Source organism: Coleofasciculus sp. G3-WIS-01, assembly GCF_040223135.1.
Lineage (GTDB): Bacteria > Cyanobacteriota > Cyanobacteriia > Cyanobacteriales > Coleofasciculaceae > Coleofasciculus.
The window spans coordinates 51,204-77,387 of the sequence record NZ_JAVJZI010000243.1 but is presented as its reverse complement, the minus strand read 5'-3'; the positions used below and the strand labels follow the sequence as shown (position 1 = coordinate 77,387).

At 44.5% G+C, this 26,184-nt stretch carries 21 protein-coding genes; 14 read left to right on the top strand and 7 right to left on the bottom strand.

Annotated features, from left to right (window positions below; all coding sequences use genetic code 11):
• Positions 1 to 47 precede the first annotated feature (47 nt).
• Together RIM23_RS25895 and RIM23_RS25890 are read right to left on the bottom strand one after the other, a co-directional pair.
• The gene (locus RIM23_RS25895; protein WP_446370666.1) at positions 48 to 221 is read right to left on the bottom strand and encodes a hypothetical protein; all 174 of its coding nucleotides are present in this window, start codon (positions 219 to 221) and stop codon (positions 48 to 50) included.
• Positions 222 to 608: 387 nt separating this feature from the next.
• A complete protein-coding gene (locus tag RIM23_RS25890; RefSeq protein WP_446370664.1) occupies positions 609 to 953 on the bottom strand; it encodes a hypothetical protein in 345 nt (114 codons plus the stop codon).
• A gap of 780 nt (positions 954 to 1,733) precedes the next feature.
• Between RIM23_RS25890 and RIM23_RS25885 the strand changes: the two genes are divergently transcribed.
• The 3 genes from RIM23_RS25885 to RIM23_RS25875 all read left to right on the top strand — a co-directional run bounded on the left by RIM23_RS25885 (position 1,734) and on the right by RIM23_RS25875 (position 4,495).
• Positions 1,734 to 3,347, top strand: a complete 1,614-nt coding sequence (locus RIM23_RS25885) for a B12-binding domain-containing radical SAM protein (protein ID WP_446370662.1) — start codon at positions 1,734 to 1,736, stop codon at positions 3,345 to 3,347.
• Between the two features lie 65 nt (positions 3,348 to 3,412).
• Positions 3,413 to 3,649 carry a DUF2288 family protein gene (locus RIM23_RS25880; RefSeq protein ID WP_446370660.1) on the top strand — a complete coding sequence of 79 codons (237 nt, stop codon included), beginning with the start codon at positions 3,413 to 3,415 and terminating at the stop codon, positions 3,647 to 3,649.
• 39 nt (positions 3,650 to 3,688) lie between these two features.
• A complete protein-coding gene (locus RIM23_RS25875; protein ID WP_446370658.1) occupies positions 3,689 to 4,495 on the top strand; it encodes a hypothetical protein in 807 nt (268 codons plus the stop codon).
• A gap of 72 nt (positions 4,496 to 4,567) precedes the next feature.
• Here RIM23_RS25875 and RIM23_RS25870 read toward each other — a convergent pair whose 3' ends face one another.
• The 3 genes from RIM23_RS25870 to RIM23_RS25860 form a co-directional block, all read right to left on the bottom strand.
• Positions 4,568 to 5,182 (bottom strand): YdcF family protein, encoded by a 615-nt coding sequence (locus RIM23_RS25870; protein ID WP_446370656.1) that lies wholly within the window; start codon positions 5,180 to 5,182, stop codon positions 4,568 to 4,570.
• A 401-nt stretch (positions 5,183 to 5,583) separates the two neighbouring features.
• Positions 5,584 to 6,204: an LAGLIDADG endonuclease gene (locus RIM23_RS25865; RefSeq protein WP_446370654.1), complete on the bottom strand. Its 621-nt coding sequence runs from the start codon at positions 6,202 to 6,204 to the stop codon at positions 5,584 to 5,586.
• Positions 6,205 to 6,506: 302 nt separating this feature from the next.
• Positions 6,507 to 7,613 carry a tocopherol cyclase family protein gene (locus tag RIM23_RS25860; protein WP_446370652.1) on the bottom strand — a complete coding sequence of 369 codons (1,107 nt, stop codon included), beginning with the start codon at positions 7,611 to 7,613 and terminating at the stop codon, positions 6,507 to 6,509.
• 434 nt (positions 7,614 to 8,047) lie between these two features.
• On the opposite strand from RIM23_RS25860, the gene RIM23_RS25855 reads away from it, so the two are divergent.
• From RIM23_RS25855 to RIM23_RS25805, 11 genes are all read left to right on the top strand, one after another.
• The gene (locus tag RIM23_RS25855; RefSeq protein ID WP_446370650.1) at positions 8,048 to 9,889 is read left to right on the top strand and encodes a fatty acyl-AMP ligase; all 1,842 of its coding nucleotides are present in this window, start codon (positions 8,048 to 8,050) and stop codon (positions 9,887 to 9,889) included.
• 133 nt (positions 9,890 to 10,022) lie between these two features.
• On the top strand, positions 10,023 to 11,828 hold the full coding sequence (locus tag RIM23_RS25850) for an acyl-CoA dehydrogenase (protein WP_446370648.1): 1,806 nt from the start codon (positions 10,023 to 10,025) through the stop codon (positions 11,826 to 11,828).
• On the top strand, positions 11,797 to 12,234 hold the full coding sequence (locus tag RIM23_RS25845; RefSeq protein ID WP_446360123.1) for an acyl carrier protein: 438 nt from the start codon (positions 11,797 to 11,799) through the stop codon (positions 12,232 to 12,234). Before RIM23_RS25850 ends, RIM23_RS25845 begins: the two co-directional genes overlap by 32 nt.
• A gap of 171 nt (positions 12,235 to 12,405) precedes the next feature.
• The gene (locus tag RIM23_RS25840) at positions 12,406 to 13,875 is read left to right on the top strand and encodes an MBOAT family O-acyltransferase (RefSeq protein ID WP_446370646.1); all 1,470 of its coding nucleotides are present in this window, start codon (positions 12,406 to 12,408) and stop codon (positions 13,873 to 13,875) included.
• Positions 13,875 to 14,822 carry a hypothetical protein gene (locus RIM23_RS25835; protein ID WP_446370644.1) on the top strand — a complete coding sequence of 316 codons (948 nt, stop codon included), beginning with the start codon at positions 13,875 to 13,877 and terminating at the stop codon, positions 14,820 to 14,822. The genes RIM23_RS25840 and RIM23_RS25835 overlap by 1 nt, the downstream gene beginning before the upstream one ends.
• Positions 14,819 to 16,078 carry an NAD(P)/FAD-dependent oxidoreductase gene (locus RIM23_RS25830; protein WP_446370642.1) on the top strand — a complete coding sequence of 420 codons (1,260 nt, stop codon included), beginning with the start codon at positions 14,819 to 14,821 and terminating at the stop codon, positions 16,076 to 16,078. The genes RIM23_RS25835 and RIM23_RS25830 overlap by 4 nt, the downstream gene beginning before the upstream one ends.
• A 214-nt stretch (positions 16,079 to 16,292) precedes the next feature.
• A complete protein-coding gene (locus tag RIM23_RS25825) occupies positions 16,293 to 18,164 on the top strand; it encodes a DCC1-like thiol-disulfide oxidoreductase family protein (RefSeq protein WP_446370640.1) in 1,872 nt (623 codons plus the stop codon).
• Positions 18,165 to 18,357: 193 nt separating this feature from the next.
• Positions 18,358 to 19,839 (top strand): MBOAT family O-acyltransferase, encoded by a 1,482-nt coding sequence (locus RIM23_RS25820; protein WP_446370638.1) that lies wholly within the window; start codon positions 18,358 to 18,360, stop codon positions 19,837 to 19,839.
• Positions 19,840 to 19,854: 15 nt separating this feature from the next.
• The gene (locus tag RIM23_RS25815; RefSeq protein ID WP_446370636.1) at positions 19,855 to 21,057 is read left to right on the top strand and encodes a hypothetical protein; all 1,203 of its coding nucleotides are present in this window, start codon (positions 19,855 to 19,857) and stop codon (positions 21,055 to 21,057) included.
• 53 nt (positions 21,058 to 21,110) lie between these two features.
• Entirely contained in the window at positions 21,111 to 22,244 is a 1,134-nt protein-coding gene (locus RIM23_RS25810; RefSeq protein ID WP_446370634.1) for a glycosyltransferase family 39 protein, read from the top strand.
• Positions 22,245 to 22,328: 84 nt separating this feature from the next.
• Positions 22,329 to 23,336, top strand: coding sequence for a glycosyltransferase family 2 protein (locus RIM23_RS25805; RefSeq protein WP_446370632.1), 1,008 nt, complete (start codon positions 22,329 to 22,331; stop codon positions 23,334 to 23,336).
• 121 nt (positions 23,337 to 23,457) lie between these two features.
• On the opposite strand, the gene RIM23_RS25800 is transcribed toward RIM23_RS25805, so the two are convergent.
• Together RIM23_RS25800 and RIM23_RS25795 are read right to left on the bottom strand one after the other, a co-directional pair.
• Complete coding sequence (locus RIM23_RS25800) at positions 23,458 to 24,384, bottom strand: UPF0104 family protein (protein WP_446370630.1); 927 nt, start codon at positions 24,382 to 24,384, stop codon at positions 23,458 to 23,460.
• 177 nt (positions 24,385 to 24,561) lie between these two features.
• Positions 24,562 to 25,863 carry an acetylornithine/succinylornithine family transaminase gene (locus RIM23_RS25795; RefSeq protein ID WP_446370683.1) on the bottom strand — a complete coding sequence of 434 codons (1,302 nt, stop codon included), beginning with the start codon at positions 25,861 to 25,863 and terminating at the stop codon, positions 24,562 to 24,564.
• Positions 25,864 to 26,184: the final 321 nt, after the last annotated feature.

The following is a 26,184-nucleotide window of genomic DNA, read 5'->3' as shown; positions in this document are numbered from 1 at the left end:
TTTATCATGGAAAAATCTGTCCGCCTGTAAATAGAGCTTCGCTGCGGTTAGACTAAACATTGGCAACAGATTGGGGTGCGGATGGCAAAATTCAATTCCCCCCAGATGTTGGCAATGAATAAGGCAATGTAGGTTGGGTAGAGCGAAGCGAAACCCAAAAGTACCCAAGTTTCCGTTGGTGTTTCGTGATTATTGATAGATATCAGAATGTTGGGTTTCATGCTTCAACCCAACCTACGAGGCGAGCGATCGTACTCCCAACCCAAAGAGCGATCGCTCTGTTTTTAGCGTATAGAATTTATGGTATGTCACCCTGTAGATCAAGCCAAGCTACGGTTGGACTTTACTTTGACCTCTGATTGGTGTGCTGATTTCTAATTTCAATTCCCCCCTGATCGTAGCTATGAATAAGGCAATGTAGCCTAGGGGGGGGTTTCGCTTCCCTCTACCAAACCATATCCAGGTTACCTTTTGTCTTTCTTTCTTTTTGTTCTGTATCTGAAGGTTTGGTTTCGTGCTTCGACCCGTCCATCGAGGCGAGCGTTACGGTACGCGCCGCCCAATGTTGCTGTTTTCTCTTCTTTTAATTGTCTCCCATCACAAGCTTCTTACTCTATATCTAATACCTCACATAATTCTGCTACTGTCTCTACTTCGCATCCATTCAATACTTCCTTTTTGAGGGTTTCATACCCATTGAATATTATTGAGCCGATTAGATGATTTATATCTTCTTGTTCTGTTTTTCTTTGGTACGCTCTAAGACCATTATAATCAAAAAGAATATACTGACCTTCTGCATTGCAACCTATGTTGTCTATTCTCACGTCCCCTTGACTAAGTTTTAGTTCTTTCAACCTCTTGATCGTCTTCCCTACCTGCTCGAGTATTTTTTTTCCGTCCCGGATCATCCTTTCCTTCAATTCCTCCTTTGTTAATGCATTTAACGCCATGACTTTTTCGACGACAATACAATCGCATTCGGGGTCGATGCTCTTTATGGCTGCTACACCGAACGGTTGATTTTCGAGTAATATTTTCAAATATTCCTGTACTTGGCTGAAACTCTTTGAGTTTAGATAGTGCCTGACATTTTCTTAGCTTTCCTCAACCCTGTTTAGGCTAAACCTGTCAAGTTCTCATAATTCAAACTATTCTTTCCCACAAAAAGGTTTGAATATTTAAATCGGTTTGACTTCTTAACAAAACATCATAATTGCTCGTTTTTTACTCTGTTTCCGGAATAATCTACGAATTCACAGGGAATTCAGCCATTGTGAGACGGATGTGCGATTTTCAGGTATATTATCTATGGTGGTTATAGTTTAAGCAAAATTTATCTTGACGCCGCTAGACACCTGGAATCTTCGTAAAACATTGTATAAGTTCTGGTTTTCGTCTCACGCCCAATCTACCCTCGGACGCATGTATTTTGTTAAACTTACAATAAAAATTATTACAAGCTATTGACAAAAACACAGATTACACAGAAAGGAAATGGCACAGACAGAACAGTAAATAGTGAGGGACACAGATTGACACAGAAAACTAAATAATCTCCCCAAAAATCGAATCATTTTTTCATCCTTTGCCTCCCCAGAACTAACGCCTCTGTGAAATCAGTGCTATTAACCCCCAAACACCCCACCCTTACCATCTCCAAAAATCCGTGAAATCAGTGTGCCAGATTCTTACAATAGAAAGCACAAACCTATTTGCCTCAAATACTGCTTGTGACTGCTTCTGCCTTTGCCGCTGAACGCTTACTCTTTACACCGACTCCCCCGGAAACCGATGCTATCCCCACCATCTTTGCTTTCCCCAATGACTACACCGTGGGGATTACCAGCTTGGGCTATCAGGTGGTTTGGGCAACCCTAGCCAAGCGATCTGACCTCCAGGTGAGTCGCTTGTTTACTGATTGCCATGAACCGTTGCCCAGACAGCTAGAGTTACTCGGCTTTTCATTATCATGGGAACTGGATTATGTCAATATTTTGTCCCTACTAGAATCCTTAGAGATTCCGGTACGATCCGCACAACGGAATGAGCAGCATCCCCTGGTGTTTGGCGGCGGACCCGTACTAACCGCAAATCCTGAACCCTTTGCTGATTTCTTTGATGTGATTTTGTTGGGGGATGGGGAAACGCTATTAGGGGATTTTATTGAGGCTTATAAAGAAATTCGCCAAGCCAATAGAACCGAGAAATTGCGGCGATTAGCCCAAGTTCCAGGGATATATGTTCCCAGTTTGTATACAGTAACCTATCAGGAGCAAACAGGCGCGATCGCATCCATTCAACCGGTCGATTCCCAGATTCGGGCCACCGTAACTAAGCAAACCTATCGCGGTAATACTCTATCCGCCTCCACCGTTGTTACCGAAAAAGCCGCTTGGGAAAATATCTATATGGTGGAAGTGGTACGCAGTTGCCCAGAAATGTGCCGCTTCTGTTTGGCGAGTTATTTAACTTTGCCCTTTCGCACGCCAAGTGCAACTGATTCGTTGATTCCAGCGATTGAACGCGGATTGACGGTAACTAAGCGCATTGGTTTACTGGGGGCGTCGGTGACTCAGCATCCAGAGTTTGAGGTGTTGCTGGATTATCTTTCCAAACCGGACTATGATGATGTACGGTTGAGTATTGCCTCAGTGCGAACTAATACGGTTACGCCTAAACTAGCGGAAACTTTGTCGAAACGGGACACGCGATCAATTACTATTGCTGTGGAAAGTGGTTCGGAACGATTACGGCAAATTATTAATAAGAAATTGCATAATCAAGAGATTATTCAAGCGGCAATTAATGCCAAGGCTGGGGGATTAAAGGCGCTCAAGCTTTATGGGATGGTGGGTGTTCCCGGAGAAGAGATGTCTGATGTGGAACAGACGGTAGCCATGATGCAGGCGATCAAAAAAGCCGCCCCCGGTTTACGCTTAACTTTGGGATGCAGTACCTTTGTTCCTAAAGCCCATACCCCCTTTCAATGGTTTGGTGTGAATTCGGCCGCCCAGAAGCGGTTGAAGTATTTACAGAAAGCCTTGCGATCGCAGGGGATTGACTTTCGCCCAGAAAGCTATAATTGGTCAGTGATTCAGGCGCTAATCTCTAGAGGCGATCGCCGATTATCGGAGTTGTTAGAATTAACACGGCATTATGGTGATTCTGTGGGGAGTTTTCGGCGGGCTCTCAAGCAGTTAAAAGGAAAGTTGCCAGAATTGGATTTTTATGTCCATGAGAATTGGTCAACAGAGCAAATACTGCCTTGGAGTCATTTACAAGGGTCTTTACCTCAAGGTACATTATTAAAACATTTGGATGCGGCGATGTCTATTCATCATTAGTCATACTCGCTTGCGCGAGAAGCAAGCTACGTCATTCGTCCTTTGTTATTGTCCTTCGATAACTCATGCAAGATTTAAAAGCCGAACTCGCTCAATCCGTCGATGAAGCCGCCTGGGATTGGCTGGTTCCTCACGCTAAGCGAGATGTTGTGATCGTGGTGACGCAAGAGTTAGATATACTTGATGTTGGAGTCGCGATCGCGAAGGATGATACCTTGTCTGTCCAGTCTTGGATTAGTCACCAACAGCTTCACAGACCGTTTGCGAATCAATTAGCCGAGTTGCTATATATCCTGACTTAAATTAAAGTATTTTTGAATTAAAAAATGTGTAATATAAAGATGAAAGAATCTTCTACTAATAAAGATTATTGTTTCGGTACTTTAGCTATTGGTAAATTACATCAAAATTTAGCTAAACAATTAGCATTAGATTTAGAAAATAATAGCCCTAAAACAACTTTTATTATTCTCACAGATGATCCTAGTGTTTTTAGTGATTTTAAAAACGTTTTAGCTATTAAACATATTCAAGAAAGACCTCTATTAGTTCTGAATGATAAACGAAGAGTTATTGAGAGAGGACTAGAAAAATTTTCAAGTGTTATTTTTATTGATGCCGATTGTCGTATAGTAAAAAGTTTATCAGAAAATATTAGTTGGCCACCAGGAATTACAGTTAATCATGATACACAACGAAGTTTTGGTGAAAATTTTAGAAAACATTGCTCCAGTGATCAAGGTATCTATGAGCAGCTTTTTAAAAAAATTCAATTAGTAATTTCTCTAGATCAATGTAAATTTCCTATTCCAAATTTATTTGTAATTACTAAAGATAATGGTAGAGAAAAAACTTTTCTTGAATATTGGGATAAAATTGCACGATACTGTGAAATAAATCGCTGCAAAAATGTTTTTGAAGCTTATTCAATAGGATTAGCTATGTGTTGTACTGGATGGAATGCAACATCTTTTAATGAAGAATTTTTAGATTTTTATAAGTCAATTAATCATATTGGTACTTATAAAAAAACTAAAAAACAGCCCCAGACTTTTATTGACAAACAGAAGATTAGATATTTATACTATTATCGTTGGGTAAAAGTATGTTTAAGTGGCTTAAAAGATTTTGGATTCTATTTTAGATAAGATCAAGCAAATAAGGGTATTGATTGGGATGCTCCCCACCACTATCATTTCTATAAATCCGTGAAATCAGTGTTATTTTTTGAGAAAATTCGATGTCTGACCCAGAGTCGCGCCAGTATGTCCAGTCGTCACCCACAATAAAGCTCTCGCACCATCCCGCAGGGATTTCTCAATCGGTTCGGGATCACGTCCTAATGACACAGGGACAGGTTGAATCATGATCCCGCGACTGCCAAACACAATTTCACCAATTACCCGCGCCCGTAGCATGTGATCGTCCGCCGTAATCAAATAGACACCATCGATACCTTGGGCTTTCAATTCATCCACCAACGTCGTAAAGTTAGTTACCGTATCGGTAGCGCGGCGATCAATATGCAGGTGATTGCGGGGAATTCCGGCTTTGGCGAATACCTTTTCGGTGTACCAAGACGGACTACCCGACGATACCCAGATATGGAGATTGGGGTGCTGCTGGGCGAAATCCGCCGCAAACAGTTCTCGTTCTTCTTCTCCCCCTAAAACCAAAATAGCTTCTGGCTGGATCAAATAACTTTGAAGTTGCTTATAGCCACACAATAGCGAAACCGCCAAAATCGGCATCAACCAGGACAGTAATCTAACCTTAGAGCGCCGCGATCGCGAAAACAAGTATCGCCGTTGACGCACAGAAATCCTCAAAAGCATGAGTAAATAGATGAATCAGGTGGTATCAAGGAGGAGCGCTCTTTTGGGCGGAACCTGAAAATGCCCTCTACATTGCAAGTTACCAGTCTAAAGGTACGGTTAACCGCAATGCAATCCATTACTGGAAAAGTTCCACAATCCCTTCAAACCTTTCCACCCTAACCCTCTGCTAGTCCGTACAGATTTTGATATAGCAATCGCCATAGCGGTTAGGACGCATCTTATGGTAGAGACGCGCTTTTGAAGCGTCTCTGCATAGTAATTTCAACCGAAAACTTTTCGGTCTACTGATATTCTCTTAATTACGGGACTGGCCGGATTTGAACCGGCGACCTAGCGCTTCAGATTGGTGTGAGTTTCCTCACTCTCTGGACTATCCCTTCACCTTGGACTTGTCGCCTTTAGGTGGTAGCCGTTCTGTTTAAGGACGATTGTACTTTATAGAGCATACTGTCGTGGATATAAGGACGAATGAAAGCTAAAAATCGTTTTCCTTCCTTCGTTCCCATTCGCAGACGATAAAGACCTTTCCCTTTACTCAGCCCCCACTTAAATCCCCAAACCTCGGCAAAATAAGCAACAATGATCTCATTTTGTGGTTTCGAGAGATAAGTATTGAGATTAAGCGTCAAAGCATGAACCTTTCCGTCTTTTTTCGGGAAGGACTTAGCACCATCATCCATAAACCAGATGGCTATTCCCTGGGGGGTTAAGAGATTCAGGAACTTCCGAGTGATTGTTTTCGTTCCAGCTTGATAAAGCTTCTTAACCAAAACCCGCGTCAGCGGAATCAACTTGGGTTCCAGGCGAATCTGCTTATAGCCCTTCCTTGTACTCCAGCGTCCGATACTGACTGGTTTTCCGGTTATTTGTTCGAGAAGATTTTTCTTAAATAAGAGATACTCCTCATGTTTAGATGAAGTCTGGATAAAGAAGTTTTTTTGATTTCTTTTTCCATCACCTAATAACAGTCCAGCCAGAATCCCGCGTTGCTCTACTTTCGATGAGACATTGTAGTCCATCTTTTATTGGTTTCCTTAAACCAGTCTCTGCACCTTCCGATTAGTTATAAGGTTGGAGTTTTACCAGATTGGCTTAAACTCCAACTAATCGGCTTGGCTCAAGATTACCTTATCTGTGATCAGACTTAGGCTTCCTTGAATTTGACTACATTCACTCGTTAGGTTTCCCTGACGGTGCCCGATTTTTCAGGAGGCGCTTGCTCTATCCATCTGAGCCACAGCCCCATTTCGACTCAACCATTATACCCAATAGTTTCTCTATAGTCTTGCCTGATCCCCAACTTCAGCAAAAAATCAGGAATCTAGGAAATCCAGGGCAATTTTGCCTCACCTGTCCAAGCCTCATCCCAAGATTCCCCACCCACTTCTAATCCGCAAAGTGAGCTATCGGCTTTAAGAATCGTTTTAGCCGTTCCCCCGCGTCGCGATCGCAGTTCCAGGGTAAGCTTACCCTGCATGGTATCGCGGCAAACAAAGATTAAACCCTGTTCCGTTGGGGCACGCAGGAGAGTACCCGGTTGAGTTGTCGTACTGATTAACTCAACCTCATACTCAGCATTGCGGGCTTGCATTTGCCAGTCTCCCCAAGGCTGAATCTGCCAGCGCACTTCTGAATTCCAGGGGACAAACTCATAAAATTGCCCTTGATGGTGGATACCAATTAACGCCGCTGATTCCATCCACCACAGCACTCCCCGCCTACCCCCACCCGCCGTGAGCGCCAAGTCAGGTTCATTGTCAAAGCTGTTGCAATTGAGCCAAAACCACTTTTGTGGAAAAGAACGTCCCCAGTTTTTTTCGCCGTAAGCGGGAGCATTGGTAAACTCGTAGCGTTGACCCTTCCACTCAATCCAACCCGTCGCCCAGCCGTGAGCCATCAAAATCTGCCAACCGGGTTCAAATATCTGGAATGACGATAACCAGCCTGCTGTTGATTGCTCAGGTGCATCGCGACTCGCCCAACCATAGATGGGTTGAATTTCATAGCGCCAATGGCAGTAATCCCCCGTGGCGGGATCACTAATTTTACCTTGATTCAAGGTAGCGGTGGCTTGATACCCTTGGTGGATATGATTGTCAAAGGTGGCGGGATCTAAATATTGGGCGGGAATGGCTAAGTCTGTTTTGCCCCAATGTCCTAGCGATAAAGATGTCGGAGATGCCCAAAATTGCTCAACCTCTGGAAAAGTACGGCACAGATAACCATCCTCAGGACCCAAAATTTGAGCGGCGCCACCGGTGTGGGGTTGACCGCCGATGGGATCTTCAATGGAATACATAAAGCCAAAGGTCTGACCCCAATCGGGTAAGGTGACTCGATAGTACCATCCTTCAAAGAAGCGAGAACTACTTCCATCCCAGTGATAGCCGCTATGGGGGGTTTGCAGGAGATTGGCGAATTGGTTCATTGTTTATGGTTTATCGTTCATTGTTCATTGTGAACGATGAATTGAATCCTTCGCGGACAGTGATTTGTACCATTTTTCTCGGCTTCAAGGCAAGCTGCGATCGCGGCAACAGAAGCTAAAATATAAGGACGCTGGCTGGGGTCAGTTTTTGGAGATACTTCAAGCGTGCTGCTTTAAGCGTGGCATCTATAGTGTCAACAAAACTTTATAGAGGATCAGTATCATTCATAAATATTACGCCATAATTATGTAAAGCACTGGGAGAATAATAATTGTGTCACGTTTGGTTATCAATTTTTAAGATTAGTTAAGTGTTCGTGAGGATCAGGTAGCCCAGCTAAGGTGGCGAATCAAACGCCGACTAAGAATGGAGCATCGCGGCTACAACATCCCTCACTTAGCCCAAGCCAACTCCTTAGACAACGTTATTAAAAATGCTTCAAAACCCTGCTAGTTCGACAAATTCCCTAGCTGAATTTTCTACACTTACAGAACTGCTACGTTGGAGGGCGCTGCAGCACCCAGACAAGTTAGCCTATAAGTTTCTCATTGATGGTAAGCCAGAAGGACCCGAACTCACATACACGGAGCTTGACCGTTTAGCCCGGGCGATTGGCGTTTGGCTGCAACAGCATAGTACCAAAGGAGAGCGAGCGCTACTCCTCTATCCCCAAGGATTAGATGTGATTGCTGCCTTTTGTGGCTGTTTATATGGGGGGATAATTGCGATTCCTGTCCCGCCTCCGGATGGGGGACGAATGAAGCGCACGTTACCCAGACTGCGCTCTATTGTTCAAGATGCCCAAGCCTCTATTTGTTTAACCACAGGTCGAATTCTTTCTCTGCTGGAGAATGGACGGGAGGAGTTTCCCGAATTCGACCAAATGCAGTGGCTAGACACCGAACAGGTGGATCTGAATCTGGCCCAAGCATGGCAAGATCCACAAGCAAGTCGGGATGATCTAGCGTATCTCCAGTACACATCAGGATCTACCTCCACACCCAAGGGGGTAATGCTATCTCACCATAACCTGATGTTCCATTCCGGCTATCTTAATCAAGCATGCGGTTACGATTCAGATAGCGCCACCGTGACTTGGATGCCTTACTTCCACGATTACGGGTTAGTCCAAGGCATGGTTCAACCCCTCTATAACGGGACGCCCTGTTATGTAATGTCGCCCTTTTCCTTTATTAAGCAACCGATGCGCTGGTTAGGGGCGATTACCCATTATCGGGCAACTCATAGCCAAGCGCCTAACTTTGCTTACGACTTGTGTGTGCGGCGGGCAAAACCCAAACAACTAGCAAAACTGGATTTGAGCAGTTGGCAAGCGGCGGGAAATGCAGCTGAACCGATTAACCCGAAAGTGATGCAGTCTTTCTTTGAAACCTTTGAACAATGCGGGTTTCGTTGGAATGCCTTTGCCCCTGCTTATGGACTAGCAGAAGATACCCTGCTGGTATCGAGTAAGCCATTACTCACCCCACCGGTTCTTTGTATCCTGGATGCGTCTGCTTTAGAAAAAAATCGGGTTGTTCCCCTATCCAGCCCCCAAGAAGGGGTAAGGATGTTACCCAGTTGTGGGCGTCGGGTTTGTGATACTCACGTCGTTATCGCGAATCCTGATACATTGACCCAATGTGAGCCTGATCAAGTGGGGGAAATTTGGGTGAAAGACCCCAGTGTGGCAAAAGGGTATTGGCAACGTCCAGAGGCGACAAAGGAAACGTTTCAGGCTTACCTGACAGATACCGGGGAAGGTCCGTTCTTACGGACAGGGGATTTAGGATTTTTGCGGGACGGTGAACTGTTTATTACGGGTCGGATTAAAGACCTGATTATTATCCGAGGGACCAATCATTATCCGCAAGATATTGAATGGACAGTACAAGCGGTTCACTCCGCCTTGCGTCCGGATTATGGTGCAGCCTTTTCCATTGAGGCTGGGGGGGAGGAACGGTTGATTGTGCTACAGGAGGTTGAACGCCGGACTCAAGATGTAAACTTTGAGGAAGTAATTACGGATATTCGCCAAGCTGTAGCCGAGGAACATGAAATCCCAGCTTATGCGGTTGTCCTAGTTCAACCGGGAACCATTGAGAAAACCTCAAGTGGTAAGATTCAGCGCCGTGCGGCGAGAACTAAGTTCTTGAATGGAGAACTGGGTGTGATCGCGGATTGGAGCGAAAATCCGAAACTCAGGAGTAAGTTCCGCACCCTCCAGGGAGAAGTCGATGCTTTGGTGCAGCAATTACAAGTTCCCAAGTCTTAGGTTTGGTGATTGGGGATTGGTGATTGGTTAAAGATTTATTGCACCATATCGGGGCGGGTTTAGGAAAATCAAGGTCAAGTAACGATAATCGTAAAACCCGCCCCTAGGAAAAACACAAAGAGGGTACAGGTTAATGCATCAACTGAAACAGTATCAAATAGCACAAGCGCTAGAACAGGATTTAGGAGATCCGGCTCATCCAGAGAGTACGATGTCCTTCAAACGGGTGATGGAACTGGATGAGAGCGAAGAATTTCCTGAAGCTGAAGTGGATTGGCTTTATAACTGGAAACTGCAAGATTACTACGTCCCAGAAAACTGTGGGGGTAAATTTACCTCCTTTGAGGAATTCGTCGCCTTTGTCCGGGTGATGTCGCGGCGAGACCAAACGATCGCGATCGCATTTACCACCATGTTCTGGTCGTTCCTCACCTGGATGGCGGGTACAGATGCCCAGAAAAAGAAACTTTCCCAGTTTATCCGCGAGGAAAAGGGGACGATGTGTCTTGCCTATTCCGAACGAGCCCATGGGAGTGACTTGATTGGTGGCGATGTGACTGCCAAAAAAGTTGAGGGAGGGTATCTCCTAAATGGGGAAAAGTGGCCCATTAACCGCGCTACCCGTTCCGGGGTATCGTTTGTTTTAGCCAAAACCAGTGAAGAAGAAGGCGCTCGTTGTCTTTCCTTATTTATGGTTGACAAACGTCAACTTGACCCCTCTAGCTACTATAACTTACCCAAAATCCTCACCCATGGTATTCGCGCCTCAGATATGAGTGGGATTGGGTTTAAGGATTGCTTCATTCCCGAAGGGATGCGCCTAAAGGACGAAGGTTCGGGTTTAGAACTAGCACTCAAGGGCTTCCAAATCACCCGCATGTTGTGCGCCGCCTTCTCTCACGGTGCTGCTGATACGGCGATGAGAACCACGCTAAACTTTGCCATTAACCGGGTTGTTTATCACAAAACGGTTTTTGATATCCCGCAACCTCGGCAAACCTTAGTTGATGCCTTTATTGACATGTTGGTTTGTGATTGCGAAACCATTGGGGCGGCGAGAGGGTTTCATATTATCCCCGAACAATTCTCGGTTTGGTCGGCGGTGGTTAAATACTTCGTCACCATCAAACTGGAAGAGGTGATTAACAGTGTGTATGTCGTCCTCGGTTCCCGTTTCTATATGCGGGATGAGCATGACTACGGCATTTTCCAGAAACTGCTGCGGGATAATTCGATTATCAGTATGTTTGATGGCAGTAGTGTAGTTAACCTTCATGCCCTAATTCTCCAGTTTCGCCCAATCGCCAAATATCGCTCCAGACGCAAGCAGAAGACGATGGAGGGGATTCAATCTCGCCTAGATACCATTTTTTCCCTAGAAAAATCCGTCCCGCCATTTGAGCCAGAGAAGCTGGAATTATTTGGTCGGGGGGCTGACGATGTTCTGCAAGGGCTAGAAATTGCCCTGGAACAACTCCAGGCGCTGAAGACACAAGGGGATGTTGACGCCGACGTACTGGAAAAAATTATCACATTAACTACCATTGTTCTAGAAGAACTCGACGCCTTCGATGAACGAATTGCCAACTCCGGATTTGAACATGGTCATGATCAAGATCCCGAACTCTTTGAACTGGCGAAAAAATACTGCGACTTACACGCCGCCGCCGCCTCGGTTCACACCTGGATTTACAACCGGACAATCTTGGGTGAGTTCTTTAGCAAGGGAGAATGGTTAGTATTAGGACTTTATCGCCGCTTACGCCCCTGGCGAACCCTACCCACTGTCCCGAAAGCGTACAGTGAAAATGTTGCTCAAGAACTGCTTCAGCTGCATCAGGAAAACAAAATGTTTTCCATTGTACCCATTCAACTAGCCCACACTGAAACACAAGAGGAAAAAACCCATGCAAGTGCAGAACTCCAACTCCAAGCCTAATGACGTTATGGTTCAAAGTGACGTAGAAACCACCAATCAGCCCGTTGATTCCGTCCAAGCTATTCAAAACTGGATGGTGAATCAACTGGTAGAACAACTATCCTTAGATGCCAAAAACATTGATGTCACCGAACCTTTAACCCGCTATGGGCTTGATTCCATTGATGCGGTAACCATTGTCGGTGAACTCGAAGATTGGTTAGAGGTGGAATTACCTTCGACGTTGTTCTGGGATTATCCGACGATTGAGAAATCGGCTCAATATTTGGTCGCAGAATTCGATGTCTCGGCTGCATTAAACAACGCCGAACCCGTAGCCCCCTCGGATAATAAAGACGTGGAACCCGAAGCATCCGAAAAATCCGGCAAAGGCTGGGGTGGATTTTGGAAAGGATTGGGAGGGTAGAGACGTGCCATGGCACGTCTGGGAGCAGGGGGAGCAGGGGGAGAAAATTTCTCCCATTACCCTATTCCCTATTCCCTATTCCCTGTTCCCTATTCCCTAACGAATGACCAATGACCAATAACCAATGACCAATAACCAATGACGAATGACAAAAAAGGAGGAAGCTGCTAATTGAATTTTTCTGACTTTTCCTTCTGGTGGGTGCTACTGCTTTACGCCATTCCTTTCTTTGCCATTCGCTATGTTGGCAAATCACTGAAGCTGTGGCGAGACAACTTTGACACCATCGGTTTGGCGGTGATGTCACTGATATTGTTTTTGAATGCCAGTCGCTCTAGTTTCGCCATATTTATTGTTGAGGTAGTGTTCAACTACTTCATGGTACGGCTGATGCTCCAGCGTCGGGGGAATGGAGCTAAGCTGATTGCCGCGATTGTGATTATCACCGATATTGCGATCCTCGCCTACCTAAAATACTTGACATTTTTTGCCGAAGATGTATTGGGAATCGTTGTACCGGGATTCAGAAACAACTGGGAACAAGGCTTTCCCTTGCCAATTTTTCAACAGATTCCCCCTGGCGTGTCCTTCTACACCTTCCAGATGGTAGCGTTTGTGGTCGATTCCCTCAGACCTAAATATAAAAAACCTATCGCTTTTCTCGATTACATTAACTTTATTGCCTTCTTTCCGCAGATTGTCGCAGGACCGATTGAACGGCGGGCTGACTTATTACCCCAAATTCAATCATTTCGCTTTAAATTCACAGCAGAAAATTTTGAGTTGGGATTACGATGGCTATCCTTGGGCTTCTTTATGAAGTTGGTGCTAGCTGATAATATCGCCCCCTACATTAACTTACAAGAAACCGCAAATCCCTGGATTGTTTGGTTCTTTGCTTACTTATTTACCCTGCGAATCTACTTTGATTTTGCCGGCTATAGTTTCATGGCGCTAGGTGTGGCGAGAATATTGGGAGTTCAACTAACCGTAAACTTCCTGGCTCCCTATACCTCCGTCAGTATCCAGGAATTTTGGCGGCGATGGCACATTACCCTGAATAACTGGTTTCGCGACTATGTGTTTTTACCCCTAATGGGTTCTAAAAAACAATTAGCCGCCTTCTTTTTATTCATCACCTTTACCCTATCCGGATTCTGGCATGGTGCGGCGTGGAATTTTATTATTTGGGGCGCTTATCATGGAGCGTTACTGTTGCTATTACGCTACACAGGTAGACCATTTCAACGCTTTATGGGAAAAGGAAAGCAGGTGTCCCGGTTTCAGTTTATCTCTTGGGCGCTAACATTTGGAGCCGTGACGCTGGGGTGTCTGTTCTTTATGGAAACGGATATTCTCCGATTACTCTCAAAGTTACGCACGATTATTACCCCATGGGCGTATTCTTTATCGAATTTAGGCGAATTCTTGAGTTCCTACAGTCTCAACGAGGGTGCTGTTTTGATTGTCACACTCTTGCTAGCAAATGCTGTGTTATTTATGGAACATCTCGCCGTTTGGCAGAAACGCAAATTTGAATATGAATTGTTACTATTACCTTGGGTATCGCGAGTTTTATTAGGATTAACCATCCTATTCGCGGCGAATCAGCCGTCTGAGTTTATTTACTTTGAATTCTGATGTGGAAATCATTAAAACTGAGCAGTTGGATTGCAGTTGCTGCGATCGCGTGGACAATAGGTTATATTTACAACGCCCGCTATGGTGGAGAGTTGAGCTGGCTACGCATGATGTACGAAGACAAAATCGCGTTAGCCGAGAAGGTAGAAGCGCCGCGACGTTTGCTGATTACTGGGGGTTCAGGGGCGCATTATACGATAAATTCCGAGTTGATGGAACAGAAACTGGGGATTCCCGTGCTGAACTTGGGAATCGATGGACCGGTGGGTTTAAATGTGATTCTTCCCAGTATTATTGATCAGGTTCGTCCCGGAGATATCGTGCTACTGATTCCCGAATATCTCATTTTATGGTCAGAAAATGGATTAGGCGATCGCTCGGCTCAATTTGGTGTCGCCATTGGACGTCCGGGGTTAGGTGGAATTCCCCCCAAGCAACTGGCTCAAGATACCCTAATGCTGGGTACCGCCACACTCAGAGGCGTCACCAAGTCTACGATAGATGTGATCCAAAAAGGACAGATGACGGGTTACTACTCGGATGGGGTGAATGCTTATGGAGATCCCGCCCCTGAAGATGATAAACACCGCACGGGAGACTGGTGGGAATTACCGATTAATCAACCCATCACCAAACACGCCGTCAAGCGGATTGAGCAATTTCGTCAGGAAGTAGAAGCCAAAGGAGGAAAATTAGTTCTATCATTACCCTGGGTCTATGCTCGCACTGATGAGAAATCAATTGCTAATGTGGAAAAAACGGCAGAGGAGTTAGCCAAAATTGCCCCGTTAATTTATGATCCAGAGTCTTTAAATATGAAGACGAACTCAGATTTATTTGCCGATACCCACTACCACCTAACCCCTAAATCTCGGATAATTCGCTCCAGGGAGTTGGTTAAGCAACTCAGGGAAATTCCTGAACTAAACTTTAGGAATGAACAATGAACCATGAACCATCTATTCACATCTGTATTCTAGGCGGGGGTTTTGGTGGACTTTATACCGCCTTATACCTGCAACGGTTTCGCCTGTTTAAATCACCCAAATATAAAATTACACTAATTGACCGCAAAGATCATCTGGTGTTTACGCCCTTACTTTATGAACGGGTTACCGAGGAACTGCAAGCCTGGGAAATTGCCCCCCGTTATCGAACCTTAATTAAAAACACAACGGTTGACTTTTGTCAAGGAACGATTCAGGCTCTCGATCTAGAAAAACGCCAAGTTAAGCTGCAATTAGAGACACTATCAGAATCAGGGCAAAATCTCAGAATTGTAAATTATGACTATTTAGTATTAACCGTTGGCGCCGAGATGCGATTGGAGGGTGTACCTGGTGCGGCGACGTATGCTTATCCCTTCCGCACCGTTACTGATGCGGAACGCCTCAACCAACGGCTTAAGCAGTTAGAACAATCCAATTTGCCCCAAATTCGCGTCGCCGTGATCGGCGCAGGACCGAGTGGTGTAGAGTTAGCTTGTAAACTTAGCGATCGCTTGCAGAAACGGGGACAGGTACGACTAATTGAACGGGGTCAGCAATTGCTGAAAACCTTTACCCCTTACAGTCAAAAATCCGCCTATCGCGCCTTAAGTGCCCGTCGGGTACAAATGGAGTTTGAAACCAGTGTAGAGGTGATTGAAGCCGATCAAATTACTCTAATTAATCCCAACGGGAAAACCATTATGCCCGTTGATCTGGTGTTATGGACAGTGGGGACTCGTTCCATTGAATGGGTAAGCCATCTCCCCTGTCAACAGAATGCTCAAGGTAAGATACTCACCCATCCCACTTTACAGGTTGTGGATTATCCAGAAGTCCTCGCCCTAGGGGATATGGCAGAAATCCCAGATTATCCACAACTCCCCAAAACCGCACAAGTAGCTTACCAACAAGCCGATTGTGCCGCCAAAAACCTGTATCGGGCGGTTAGGGGTAAACGTTTAAAGCCGTTCCGCTATTTACATTTAGGCGAAATGTTGACCTTGGGAAAAGGGGAGGCGGTAGTTTCCAGTTTTGCCCTGAAGATAAGGGGTCCTTTGGCTGGTATTATTAGACAATTCGTTTATCTCCAGCGCTTGCCAACCCTGCGCCATCGCTTGCGGGTGTTGCAGCATTGGGTCGGTCAATGGTTGGTTAATTTGAGGCGACAATTAGCACAGCTATTCTGGAAACGGCGACGAAAAACGGTTCGTTGATTGTCATTTGTCCTACTTCATGCTTAAGGGGAATGTTACTGACTGGTATGCTGGTGGGCAATGCCCACCCTACGGTATATCAAAGGTTTTGGCGATCTCCCCTAGAAGCAAGTTAAATCTTATGTAAGGGTTTGAGGACTATTGACAGAATTTAATAGAGTTGGGTGTATATTTTTTTGAGGCAATTCCCCAAATCGCGTGAGGACTAACGTTTATGGCGTCCAGTGTGCAGAAACCGAAAGGCAAGTGGGTGAGTAAGATTGAACCATTGTTTGGGTTTGATTTGCGCTCGCTGGCTGTTTTTCGTATTGGTGTAGCGATTATCCTGATTGCCGATTTGCTCATCCGTGCCCAGGATATTACAAGACTTTACAGTGATGCTGGGGTATTACCGCGCACCGCATTGATCGATGAGATTCTTCCTCCTTGGTATTGGTCCGTGCATCTAATGGGGGGTCAACCCTTTATTCAAGGTGTTGTCTTTTTGCTGGCGGGATTAATCGCGGTAGCCCTACTTGTAGGATACCGGACCAGGTTGGCTGCGATCGCGTCTTGGGTCATGCTAATCTCCCTGCACAACCGGAATCCCACCGTGTTATTTGCCGCTGATGACATGCTGCGGGCGCTATTGTTCTGGATGATGTTCTTACCCCTAGGGGCGTCTTACTCGGTGGATAGCGCCCTGAATTCATCCAGTAAGCCCTTACCCAAGCGGATTCTCACCGGGGCTACATTCGCGCTAACCTTACAAATTTATTATGTCTATGCCTTTTCCGCTGCGTTTAAAACAACCAGCGATATCTGGTTTCCCAAACTTACCGCCGTCTATTATGCCTTAAGTTTTGACCAGTACGCTGCACCACTGGGTCAATTCTTACTGAACTTCCCTCCCCTGTTAGTGTTTTCCACTGTCGCCACATTAATATTGGAGTGGATTGGTCCCTTATTTCTCTTTATCCCCTGGCGGACTACGTTTTTTCGCTGCGCCACGATTATCACGTTTATCTTGTTACATGTCGGCTTTGGCTTAACGCTGCATATTGGCTTGTTTCCGGCGTTAGGGATATTTGTCTGGTTGGTGTTTATCCCGACTGAGGTATGGGATGCCCTTTATAAGCGAGTATATACCCCTAAACGGGCTGGGTTAAGAATTTATTACGATGCCGACTGTGGGTTCTGTAAAAAGGTTGTTTATCTGCTGCGGACATTTTTAATCTTACCCAAAACCCCCTTACAGACGGCGCAGGATGACCCCTCGATTTATGCCGATATGCAGGAGAAAAACTCCTGGGTGGTTGTAGACTGGCAAGAGAACAGGCATTTTAAGTGGGAAGCGATGGCGTATGTGGTGAGTCTTTCTCCAGTCTTTAAACCCCTAGCCTACGTTCTCCGTTGGCGTCCTTTCATGGCAGTGGGAACAAAGTTCTATGAGACAATTGCTTCAAATCGTAAAATGGCGGGTAAATTCACCGCACCCTTAAAATTTCGTCCGGTGGAAGTCCATTCTTCAGGACTATTAAACATCGTCGCCTTGCTGCTATTTGCTTACGTTACAGTGTGGAATTTCCGCAGTTTAGCCGATGCGCGATCGCTGAAGCAGACGCTAGATCCCAATACTCTTGCCAAAATTGACCGGGTGATGAAGTCAAGGACGCTAAATTCCCTAGACTGGATTAGTCGCCTATTGCGGTTAGATCAGTCGTGGAGTATTTTCGCCCCAGCGCCGCCGAGGGATGATGGTTGGCATGTTATTGTCGGTAAACTGAAGGATGGTAGCGAGGTTGACCTTTTGCGGAATCGGGGTTCTGTAAATTGGGATAAGCCGAGTATTCAGCAGCGCAATGCCCTGTATCCCAATATGCAGTGGCGTACCTACTTCATCAATCTCAATCGCGCGATCGGTAATAAGCTTTATCCTTATTATGCTGCGTATCTGTGTAGAAACTGGAATGAACAAAATCAGGGAAATCAAGAATTAGAGAGTTTGGACATTTATTTTGTAGATGAACGAACTGTTCCACCCGGAGAAACTCAGGATGTAGAGAAGAAGATTCAGTGGCAGCAATCTTGTTCTGGAGAAGACTAGGAAAATTATAAAAATCAACTTAATGAATTAAACAAAAATGAATTGAACTGAGTCGAGTGAAAAATTTAAAATATACCTTTACCTAAGACAATGTAATGCCCGGTATCACAAAATGTAATGGCGTGCCATTTAGTCAATTCAATTTACTCATAGTCATAGTCTTCCAGATCGATTAATATACTTACTATAAAAGATGCTATTTAATTCCTACGTCTTTATCTTTATATTTTTACCGATTACTCTAATTGTTTTCTTTAGCTTAGCCAGATTTAGATTGACTAAGCTGGCTACCCTCTGCTTAACCATTAGTTCCTTCATTTTTTATGGATACTGGAATATCGCCTATCTTCCCCTATTACTCATTTCTATTGTCTTTAATCATCAAATAGGCAAAGCCATAGAAAATACTCAAACGGAGGAGAAGCAAGCCAAAATTCTACTCTGGATGGGAATTGGTGTTAACTTAGCAATCATTGCTTATTACAAATATGCTAATTTTTTCCTCTCTTCAATTAACGGCATTCTCAACACTGAGCTGATCATTCCGACAATTATCTTACCTCTGGGTATTTCCTTTTACACCTTTACCCAAATTGCTTACTTAGTTGATGCCTATCGAGGTGAAACAAAAAATTCTAACTACGACTTGCTCACCTATAGTTTATTTATTAGTTACTTCCCACAATTAATCGCTGGACCGATTCTACGCCATGACGAACTCATCAATCAGTTTCGTCAAAAGCGACATTTCATTTTTTCCCAAAAGAACATGGCGTTAGGATTAACCATGTTTAGTCTGGGGCTATCTAAAAAAGTCTTAATCGCGGATAACATATCACCCTGGGTAGCCCCCGTCTTTAATAATCCAGAGGCTGTCAGCTTTATTGAAGCCTGGGTGGGGGCACTTAGCTATACCTTTCAACTGTATTTTGATTTTTCGGGCTACTCGGATATGGCAATTGGCTTAGGGTTGATGTTTAATATCCGCCTACCGATTAACTTTAACTCACCCTATAAAGCCATCTCGATTATTGACTTCTGGCGGCGTTGGCATATTACCTTATCCAATTTCCTGCGGGATTACCTTTACATACCCCTCGGTGGTAGTCGTCGCGGACAAGTACGCCGTTATACTAACCTTTTGATTACCATGTTACTGGGTGGGTTATGGCATGGTGCGGGCTGGACTTATGTAATATGGGGGGGATTGCATGGTATGTATTTATCCATCAATCATGGGTGGCGTAAGTTGAATATGCCATTACCCAAGCTATTGGGATGGGTTGTAACCTTTATTGCCGTCATTATGGGATGGGTATTATTTCGCTCTCGCAATCTACCCGAAGCCGTTGAACTTATCCAAACAATGGTAGGAATTAACGGTGTTACATTACCCGGTGAAGCTCAAGGTAAGTTGTCAATATTAACCCAGTTTGGATTACAACTCAAGTCATGGAATGATTTAGCTTATTTACCCCAAGTTAATGGCAGTAAAGCTTTAAGTCTACTGGTGTTAATTGGGCTAGCCTTTTGTGTCACCTTTTTACCCAACACGCAGCAAATTTTGCAAAAGCTGAAGCCTCGATGGTGGTGGGCTGTATGGGTGGGAATATTAGCCAGTTTTTCGTTACTCTCACTCAATCGCGTATCAGAATTTCTGTATTTTCAATTTTAATACACTTGAATCAGCATGAAACTATCTACTCAATCCACCTCTAAATCGTCTGAAAAATTATCCAAATTTAACAGAAAAAAAGTATCAAGAAAACCCTATCGTTGGTTTAATTCAATCTTTTTTATCGCTGCCTTCACACCATTAATTTCTGTCGGATTATTCAACAGTCTGATTGATCCTTATGATATCTTCAATACGCCAGATGTATTAGGGCTTAACACGTCTAAACCTAATAAGGATAAAAACGACCGACTGTTCAAAGCCACAGATATTATCCGGATTAAACCTGTCACCGTTTTTATTGGTTCATCCCGAACAAAACAAGGATTAAATCCTAGCTATAATGCGTTAAATAATAAACAACCTGCTTATAATTTAGCCATTAACGGACCAAATGCTTATGAAGTACGGCGTTACTTAGAACATGCGATCGCGAATCAGCCCAATCTAAAAACGGTGGTATTGGGAGTAGACTTTTTTATGTTTAATGATTCTCTCATGAATCAACCCACGTTTTCCAACAATAGACTAGAGAAAAAACACATTGCTATGCAAGACTTTCTGAATTCTACCTTTTCATTAGATGCGCTTTCAGCTAGTCAAGAAACAGTACAGGCAAGTTTGGATAATCCCAACGACAATGATGATTATGGTGAAAATGGCTTTATGCCTAATCGCAATATAGAACCTGATGCTACAGAATGGAGATTTAATGGCGGAATCAAACTTTACTTTGAACTCCATTCAGATTATCAATTTTCTGATCACTATTTCTCCGATTTCAAAAAAATTGTAGAACTGTGTCAAAAACATGATATAGACTTACAAGTTTTTATTTCACCCTCCCACGCCACCCAATGGGAAGCTATTCGCACAACTGGACGTTGGCACACCTTTGAACAATGGAAGCGAGATATTGTAAACATTGTTCCAGTTTGGGATTTTTCTGGGTACAACAGTATAACCACAGAACCCATTCATGATACGATGCAAAATTATGTCGATAACTCTCACTATACGGAAAAGGTTGGGAATTTAGTCCTCAACCGTATTTTCTCACATAACGAAAATACTGTACCTAATGATTTTGGGGTTTGGCTTACACCTCAAACGATAGAGTATCACTTGAGTAAAATTAATACGGATCGGGAATTATGGGCAGAAAAAAATTCTGATGAAATCCAGTTTGTGGAATCCATTAAAAATCAAATGAAATAAGTAGTTGGATAAACAACAATTAATACAATAAGTATTAAAGCAATTCTTGAACTATGCTTAAGTTAATTAAAAAAAAGTTATTCCTGATCAAAGCTATTTTTTGGTTAATAGCTATTATATTAGGCTTGCTACAAGCGTGGTCGAATCGTTATAGCGTATCAACTGGAGACGCTATTTCTTATCTAGATATTGGCGAAGCCTACTTTCAAGGAGATTGGCAGCAAGCTGTAAACGGTTATTTTAGTCCTCTGTACTCATTGTTATTGGGGTTAAGCGTTTCTGTACTCAACCCTTCTAGTTATTGGCAGTTTTTTGTGGTTAAACTCGTCAACTTTACAATTTATTTATTGAGCTTAGTTGCCTTTGAGTTACTCTTAAGTGAATTTATAAATTATTATAACATAAAGCTATCTAATAATACTAATACCCAAAAATCAAGTCTAATTATTCCCAACTGGATTTGGTATGTATCCGGTTACATTTTATTTCTTTGGTCAGCATTAAAGTGGATAGGTATTGATAATGATACCCCAGATATGTGTGTGGCAACACTGGTTTACTTAGCTGCATGGCTAGTATTGCGAGTCTACGCTCGGTCAGATCACTGGTTCAACTTTATCGGGCTAGGAGTAGTCTTAGGACTAGGATATTTATCCAAAGCCATCATGTTTCCCATGGCGTTTATATTCCTTGGCACCTGTTTCTTTTCAGTTGGAAATATCCGCCGCTCTTTGCCCCGAATTTCAGTCGCATTTTTAGTGTTTGCCCTGATATCCACTCCTTTTATTGCGGCAATTTCTCAAGCCAACGGCTATCTGACCTTTGGCACAGCAGGCAAATTTAACTACGCCTGGAATATTAGTCCAGGAGGAATTGAGCCAGAAGAAAAAATAGCGATCTTGGGAAGATATGGGGTGGGTCATTCTTACTATTGGGCAAGATTAGCCCAAGTAAAAATTATCGCTGAGATTCCTAACCTGCAAAAATTCTGGCAATCTAATGATTCCACTCGCTCTCAAGTTTATAAGGTTCTAGAAGAGGCAGGAGCTAAAGTTTTGGTCGAAGAACCGGGAGTAAATTCGCCCTTAGACTATAGATCTATTCAAGGTTGGCAAAAACTGAAAAATGCAGATTGCTATCTTTATTTTTTATCCCCTGAAAATAGTGATCGACGTGATTTTAAATAAACCATAAAATCTTACCGTAAGGCTAAATAATTTAATTGATTGACAATATTGACTCGGAGTCAAGTTCAGAATTGAGCATTAACTATGACAGATTCACTATCCGTTAAAGACTATCAAACGCCCATCATCCAGCCCAATCCACTGGCGTTATCGGTAGTTGTACCCATTTACAATGAAGTCGCTAGTATACCCCACCTAGTTGACGCCGTAGCAACGAGTTTAAAAGCCAATCAGCTTTCCTACGAAATTGTCTGTGTCGATGATGGTTCCCAAGATGGTTCCACAGAACTCCTCTTGGAGTTAGCACGCAGCCGCCCGGACTTAAAAGCGGTGATTCTCCGCCGAAATTACGGTCAAACCGCCGCCATGTCAGCCGGATTTAAACATGCTCAAGGTGGTGTTATTGTGATGATAGATGGCGATTTACAAAATGATCCGGCTGATATTCCCGCCTTACTCGCCAAAATAGAAGAAGGGTATGATTTAGTTAGTGGTTGGCGTAAAGAAAGACAGGATGCGGCTTTAACTCGACTCCTCCCCTCTAAAATTGCCAATTGGCTGATTGGGAAAGTGACTGGCGTAAAATTACATGATTATGGTTGTTCCCTGAAAGCCTACCGTTGTGAACTGGTTGCGGATATGAATCTTTATGGCGAGTTACATCGATTTCTACCCGCGTTAGCCTATATTGAAGGGGCAAGAATTACCGAAATTCCCGTGCGACATCATGCCCGTCGCTACGGTAAAAGTAAGTATGGATTGGGGCGAACGTTTCGTGTGGTCATGGATTTATTGACCGTATTTTTTATGAAAAAATTTCTCACTCGCCCTATGCATGTCTTTGGACTATTCGGTTTGCTTTCCTTCAGTGTGGGATTGTTTTTAGGGCTATATTTAACGATACTAAAACTAGGTTTTGGGCAGAGTATTGGTGACCGACCTTTGCTGATTTTAGCTGTTGTTCTGTTATTAGCAGGCGTCCAGTTATTTAGCTTTGGTCTATTGGCAGAATTGTTAATGCGAACCTACCATGAATCCCAAGGGCGACCGATTTATCGAGTGCGGGAGGTGGTTGGGAGGAATTATGAATGATGACTCCTTACCCGCCACTAACGCCTATCGCTAAACCGAGACGCTAGGGGGGGTTTACTCAAGTTATCGGTTGAAAGGCAAAGGTGATTGGTAAAACCCGCCCCGACAATTGATTGCTATTCTAGGAAGTCCATAAACGTTCGCTGATAAGGGCTAGTCCAGCTGCGCTGAGTTCTGCCAAAATACTAACAAGGCGAAATAGGGCAACCCCTGTAAGAATGAGAACAGCAGACAACTGCTGATCTAAAAGCGCGATCGCAGTGGCTTCAAATACACCTAAACCTCCCGGTGCGCCAGGTACGACTAATCCCAGTAACCAGGCGAAACTAAAAGCACTCAGTAACGGCAGAATTTGACTGGGAGTAATTGCTCCTAGCGCCAGTAAAGTAAATAAAAATCCGGTTCCCCGAAATCCCAAAAAGCCCATTTCACCCAACAATGGCAATAAGGGATAGCGTTCAATGTAGAAGTCTCCCGTATCTGTAACCTTCTTGGAACGGCTTAAGCGTTGAACAATGGGATTGAGAACTCGCGGATGAACTCCCAACAGCACCACGATTAAGCCCAAAATTTGTAAACCCCACATCCGGCTATCAGACGCCGTGTTAATCCACCCCAATCCGCCACTAATTAACGCGATCGCTAATGCAGCGGCTGCCATTAACAGGGGTTCGAGTAACACACTGATACTAGCAGCACCCACTGATCCCCCCGCCCCCCTCACCGCTGAAATTCGACCATAGAAATGCCACACATTGCCAGGTAAATATTTAGCGATATTAGTTTTAAGGTAAACCTGTAGCGCCCAACGCACTCCTATGGGTTGCTTAAAAGCCTGTAAAATCCACGTCCAAACCCAACCCGACCAAATATGTGCCAGCAGCGTAACCAAAAGTGCGATCGCCAGCATTGTCCACCCCTGGGGATCAATGCGAATCCCCGCAACATCTCGCCAATGATCTTTAAAAGCTTTGGCGATAAAAAACAGCGTCCCGCCCAGAATGACCCAGCGAATGTAGGGTTTTATCGACGACCAAATTTTTTTCATCGGCTAGCGGGAGAAGCTGGGGGAGATGAGGGAGATGAGGGAGATGAGGAAGATGAGAGAACTTTCCTTGTCTGTGTAATCAGTGTCAATAAGCTCTCACCTCCCTACCCCTATCTCTCCAATAAATCCGTGAAATCAGTGTTTTGACGAATGACAAATGACAAATGACTAATCCCCTTATTGACCGACAGCAGCAGCGAGCTTGGCTATGGATTGTTCAACGATAGTAGCGGCGGCGTCTACTTCCTCAGCCGAGACAATCAAGGGGGGGACAAAGCGCACCACCTTAGGACCTGCGGGTACTAACAGCAATCCTCGTTCCATCGCCGCTTTCACCACATCCACCGCCGTAAGTTCCACATCCGCGTTCAACTCCATCCCATTAATCAGTCCCCAACCGCGCACCTCAGTAATTAGCTGGGGATAGTTCATCGCGATCGCTCGCAGACGAGTCCGCAACTGTTCGCCCCGTTGCTGAACGTTTTGTAGAATATCTTCCCGTTCCAACGTCTGAGCGACAGTTAATGCAGTAGCACAAGCCAAGGGATTCCCGCCAAAGGTACTCGCGTGATCCCCAGGTTGAAACACATTACAGAATTGCTTACACAGCATCGCCCCAATTGGAACACCGCCAGCCAATCCCTTAGCGCTGGTAAAAATATCTGGCTCAATCCCTAGATTCTCATATCCCCAGTACTTACCCGTGCGACCCATCCCGACTTGTACTTCATCTAAAATCAGCAAGATCCCCGTCTCGTCACAGATTTTCCGCAAGCGCAGGAAGTACTCCAACTCTCCTGGACGCACACCCCCTTCTCCTTGCAGAGGTTCCAGCATCACCGCCGCTACTCGTTGATCCCCTTCATCCAATTCTGTGATCGCATTTTCCAGGGCGCGGATATCGTTATAAGGCACATAATAGAATCCCGGCACCAAGGGGTCAAAATTCTTCTGATACTTTGGCTGACCCGTTGCTGTAATCGTCGCTAACGTGCGTCCATGGAAACTGGCAGTCGCGGTCAAAATTACCGGTTTCTCAATCTCTAGAACCGTGTGGGCGTATTTCCGAGCCAATTTAATCGCCCCTTCATTCGCCTCCGCACCCGAGTTACAGAAAAAGACGCGATCGGCACAGGAATGCTCAATCATCCACTGAGCTAAGTCTCCTTGGGGGGGAATATAGTACAGATTAGAAACATGGTGCAGAGTTTTGATTTGTTGCGTCACCGTTTCGATCAGAGCCGGATGGGCGTGACCCAAGGTACAGGTAGCGATCCCAGCTACAAAATCGAGATAATCACGTCCGGCTGTATCCCAAACCCGGCAACCTGTACCCCGTTCTAGGGCGATGGGGAAGCGACTATATGTTCCCATCACGTTAGTATCGAAATCGTTGGGATCGTAGGCAGTAGATACACCATCTGCTGATTCAGCAGGGATTCCGGGATTCTCGACGAGAGTTGGTCTGGTCACAAACATCATCTCCTAATTTGATTGGTCATTTTTCAGGGAACAGGGAACGTTTTTTCCAATGTAGGGGCGGGTTTCACTATTATCGTTTTTTTCCTGCCCTGATGTGACTCGCACCCGCCCCAACCGAAGTTTTGAGTTAACTCCCTTGTCTCCCCATCTGCCCCATCTCCCCTTGCTTCCCCATCCCCTTGAGCTTATTTTCACCCGATCGGTAGAGAGTAAAACACTGACCTGTATGAGATTCTGTATATAGCCCATTGAATTTCCCGCTATAATCCATACACCTATGCTGTTGAGTAGTTTGTAATCAGGGCAACAACTAGCCAA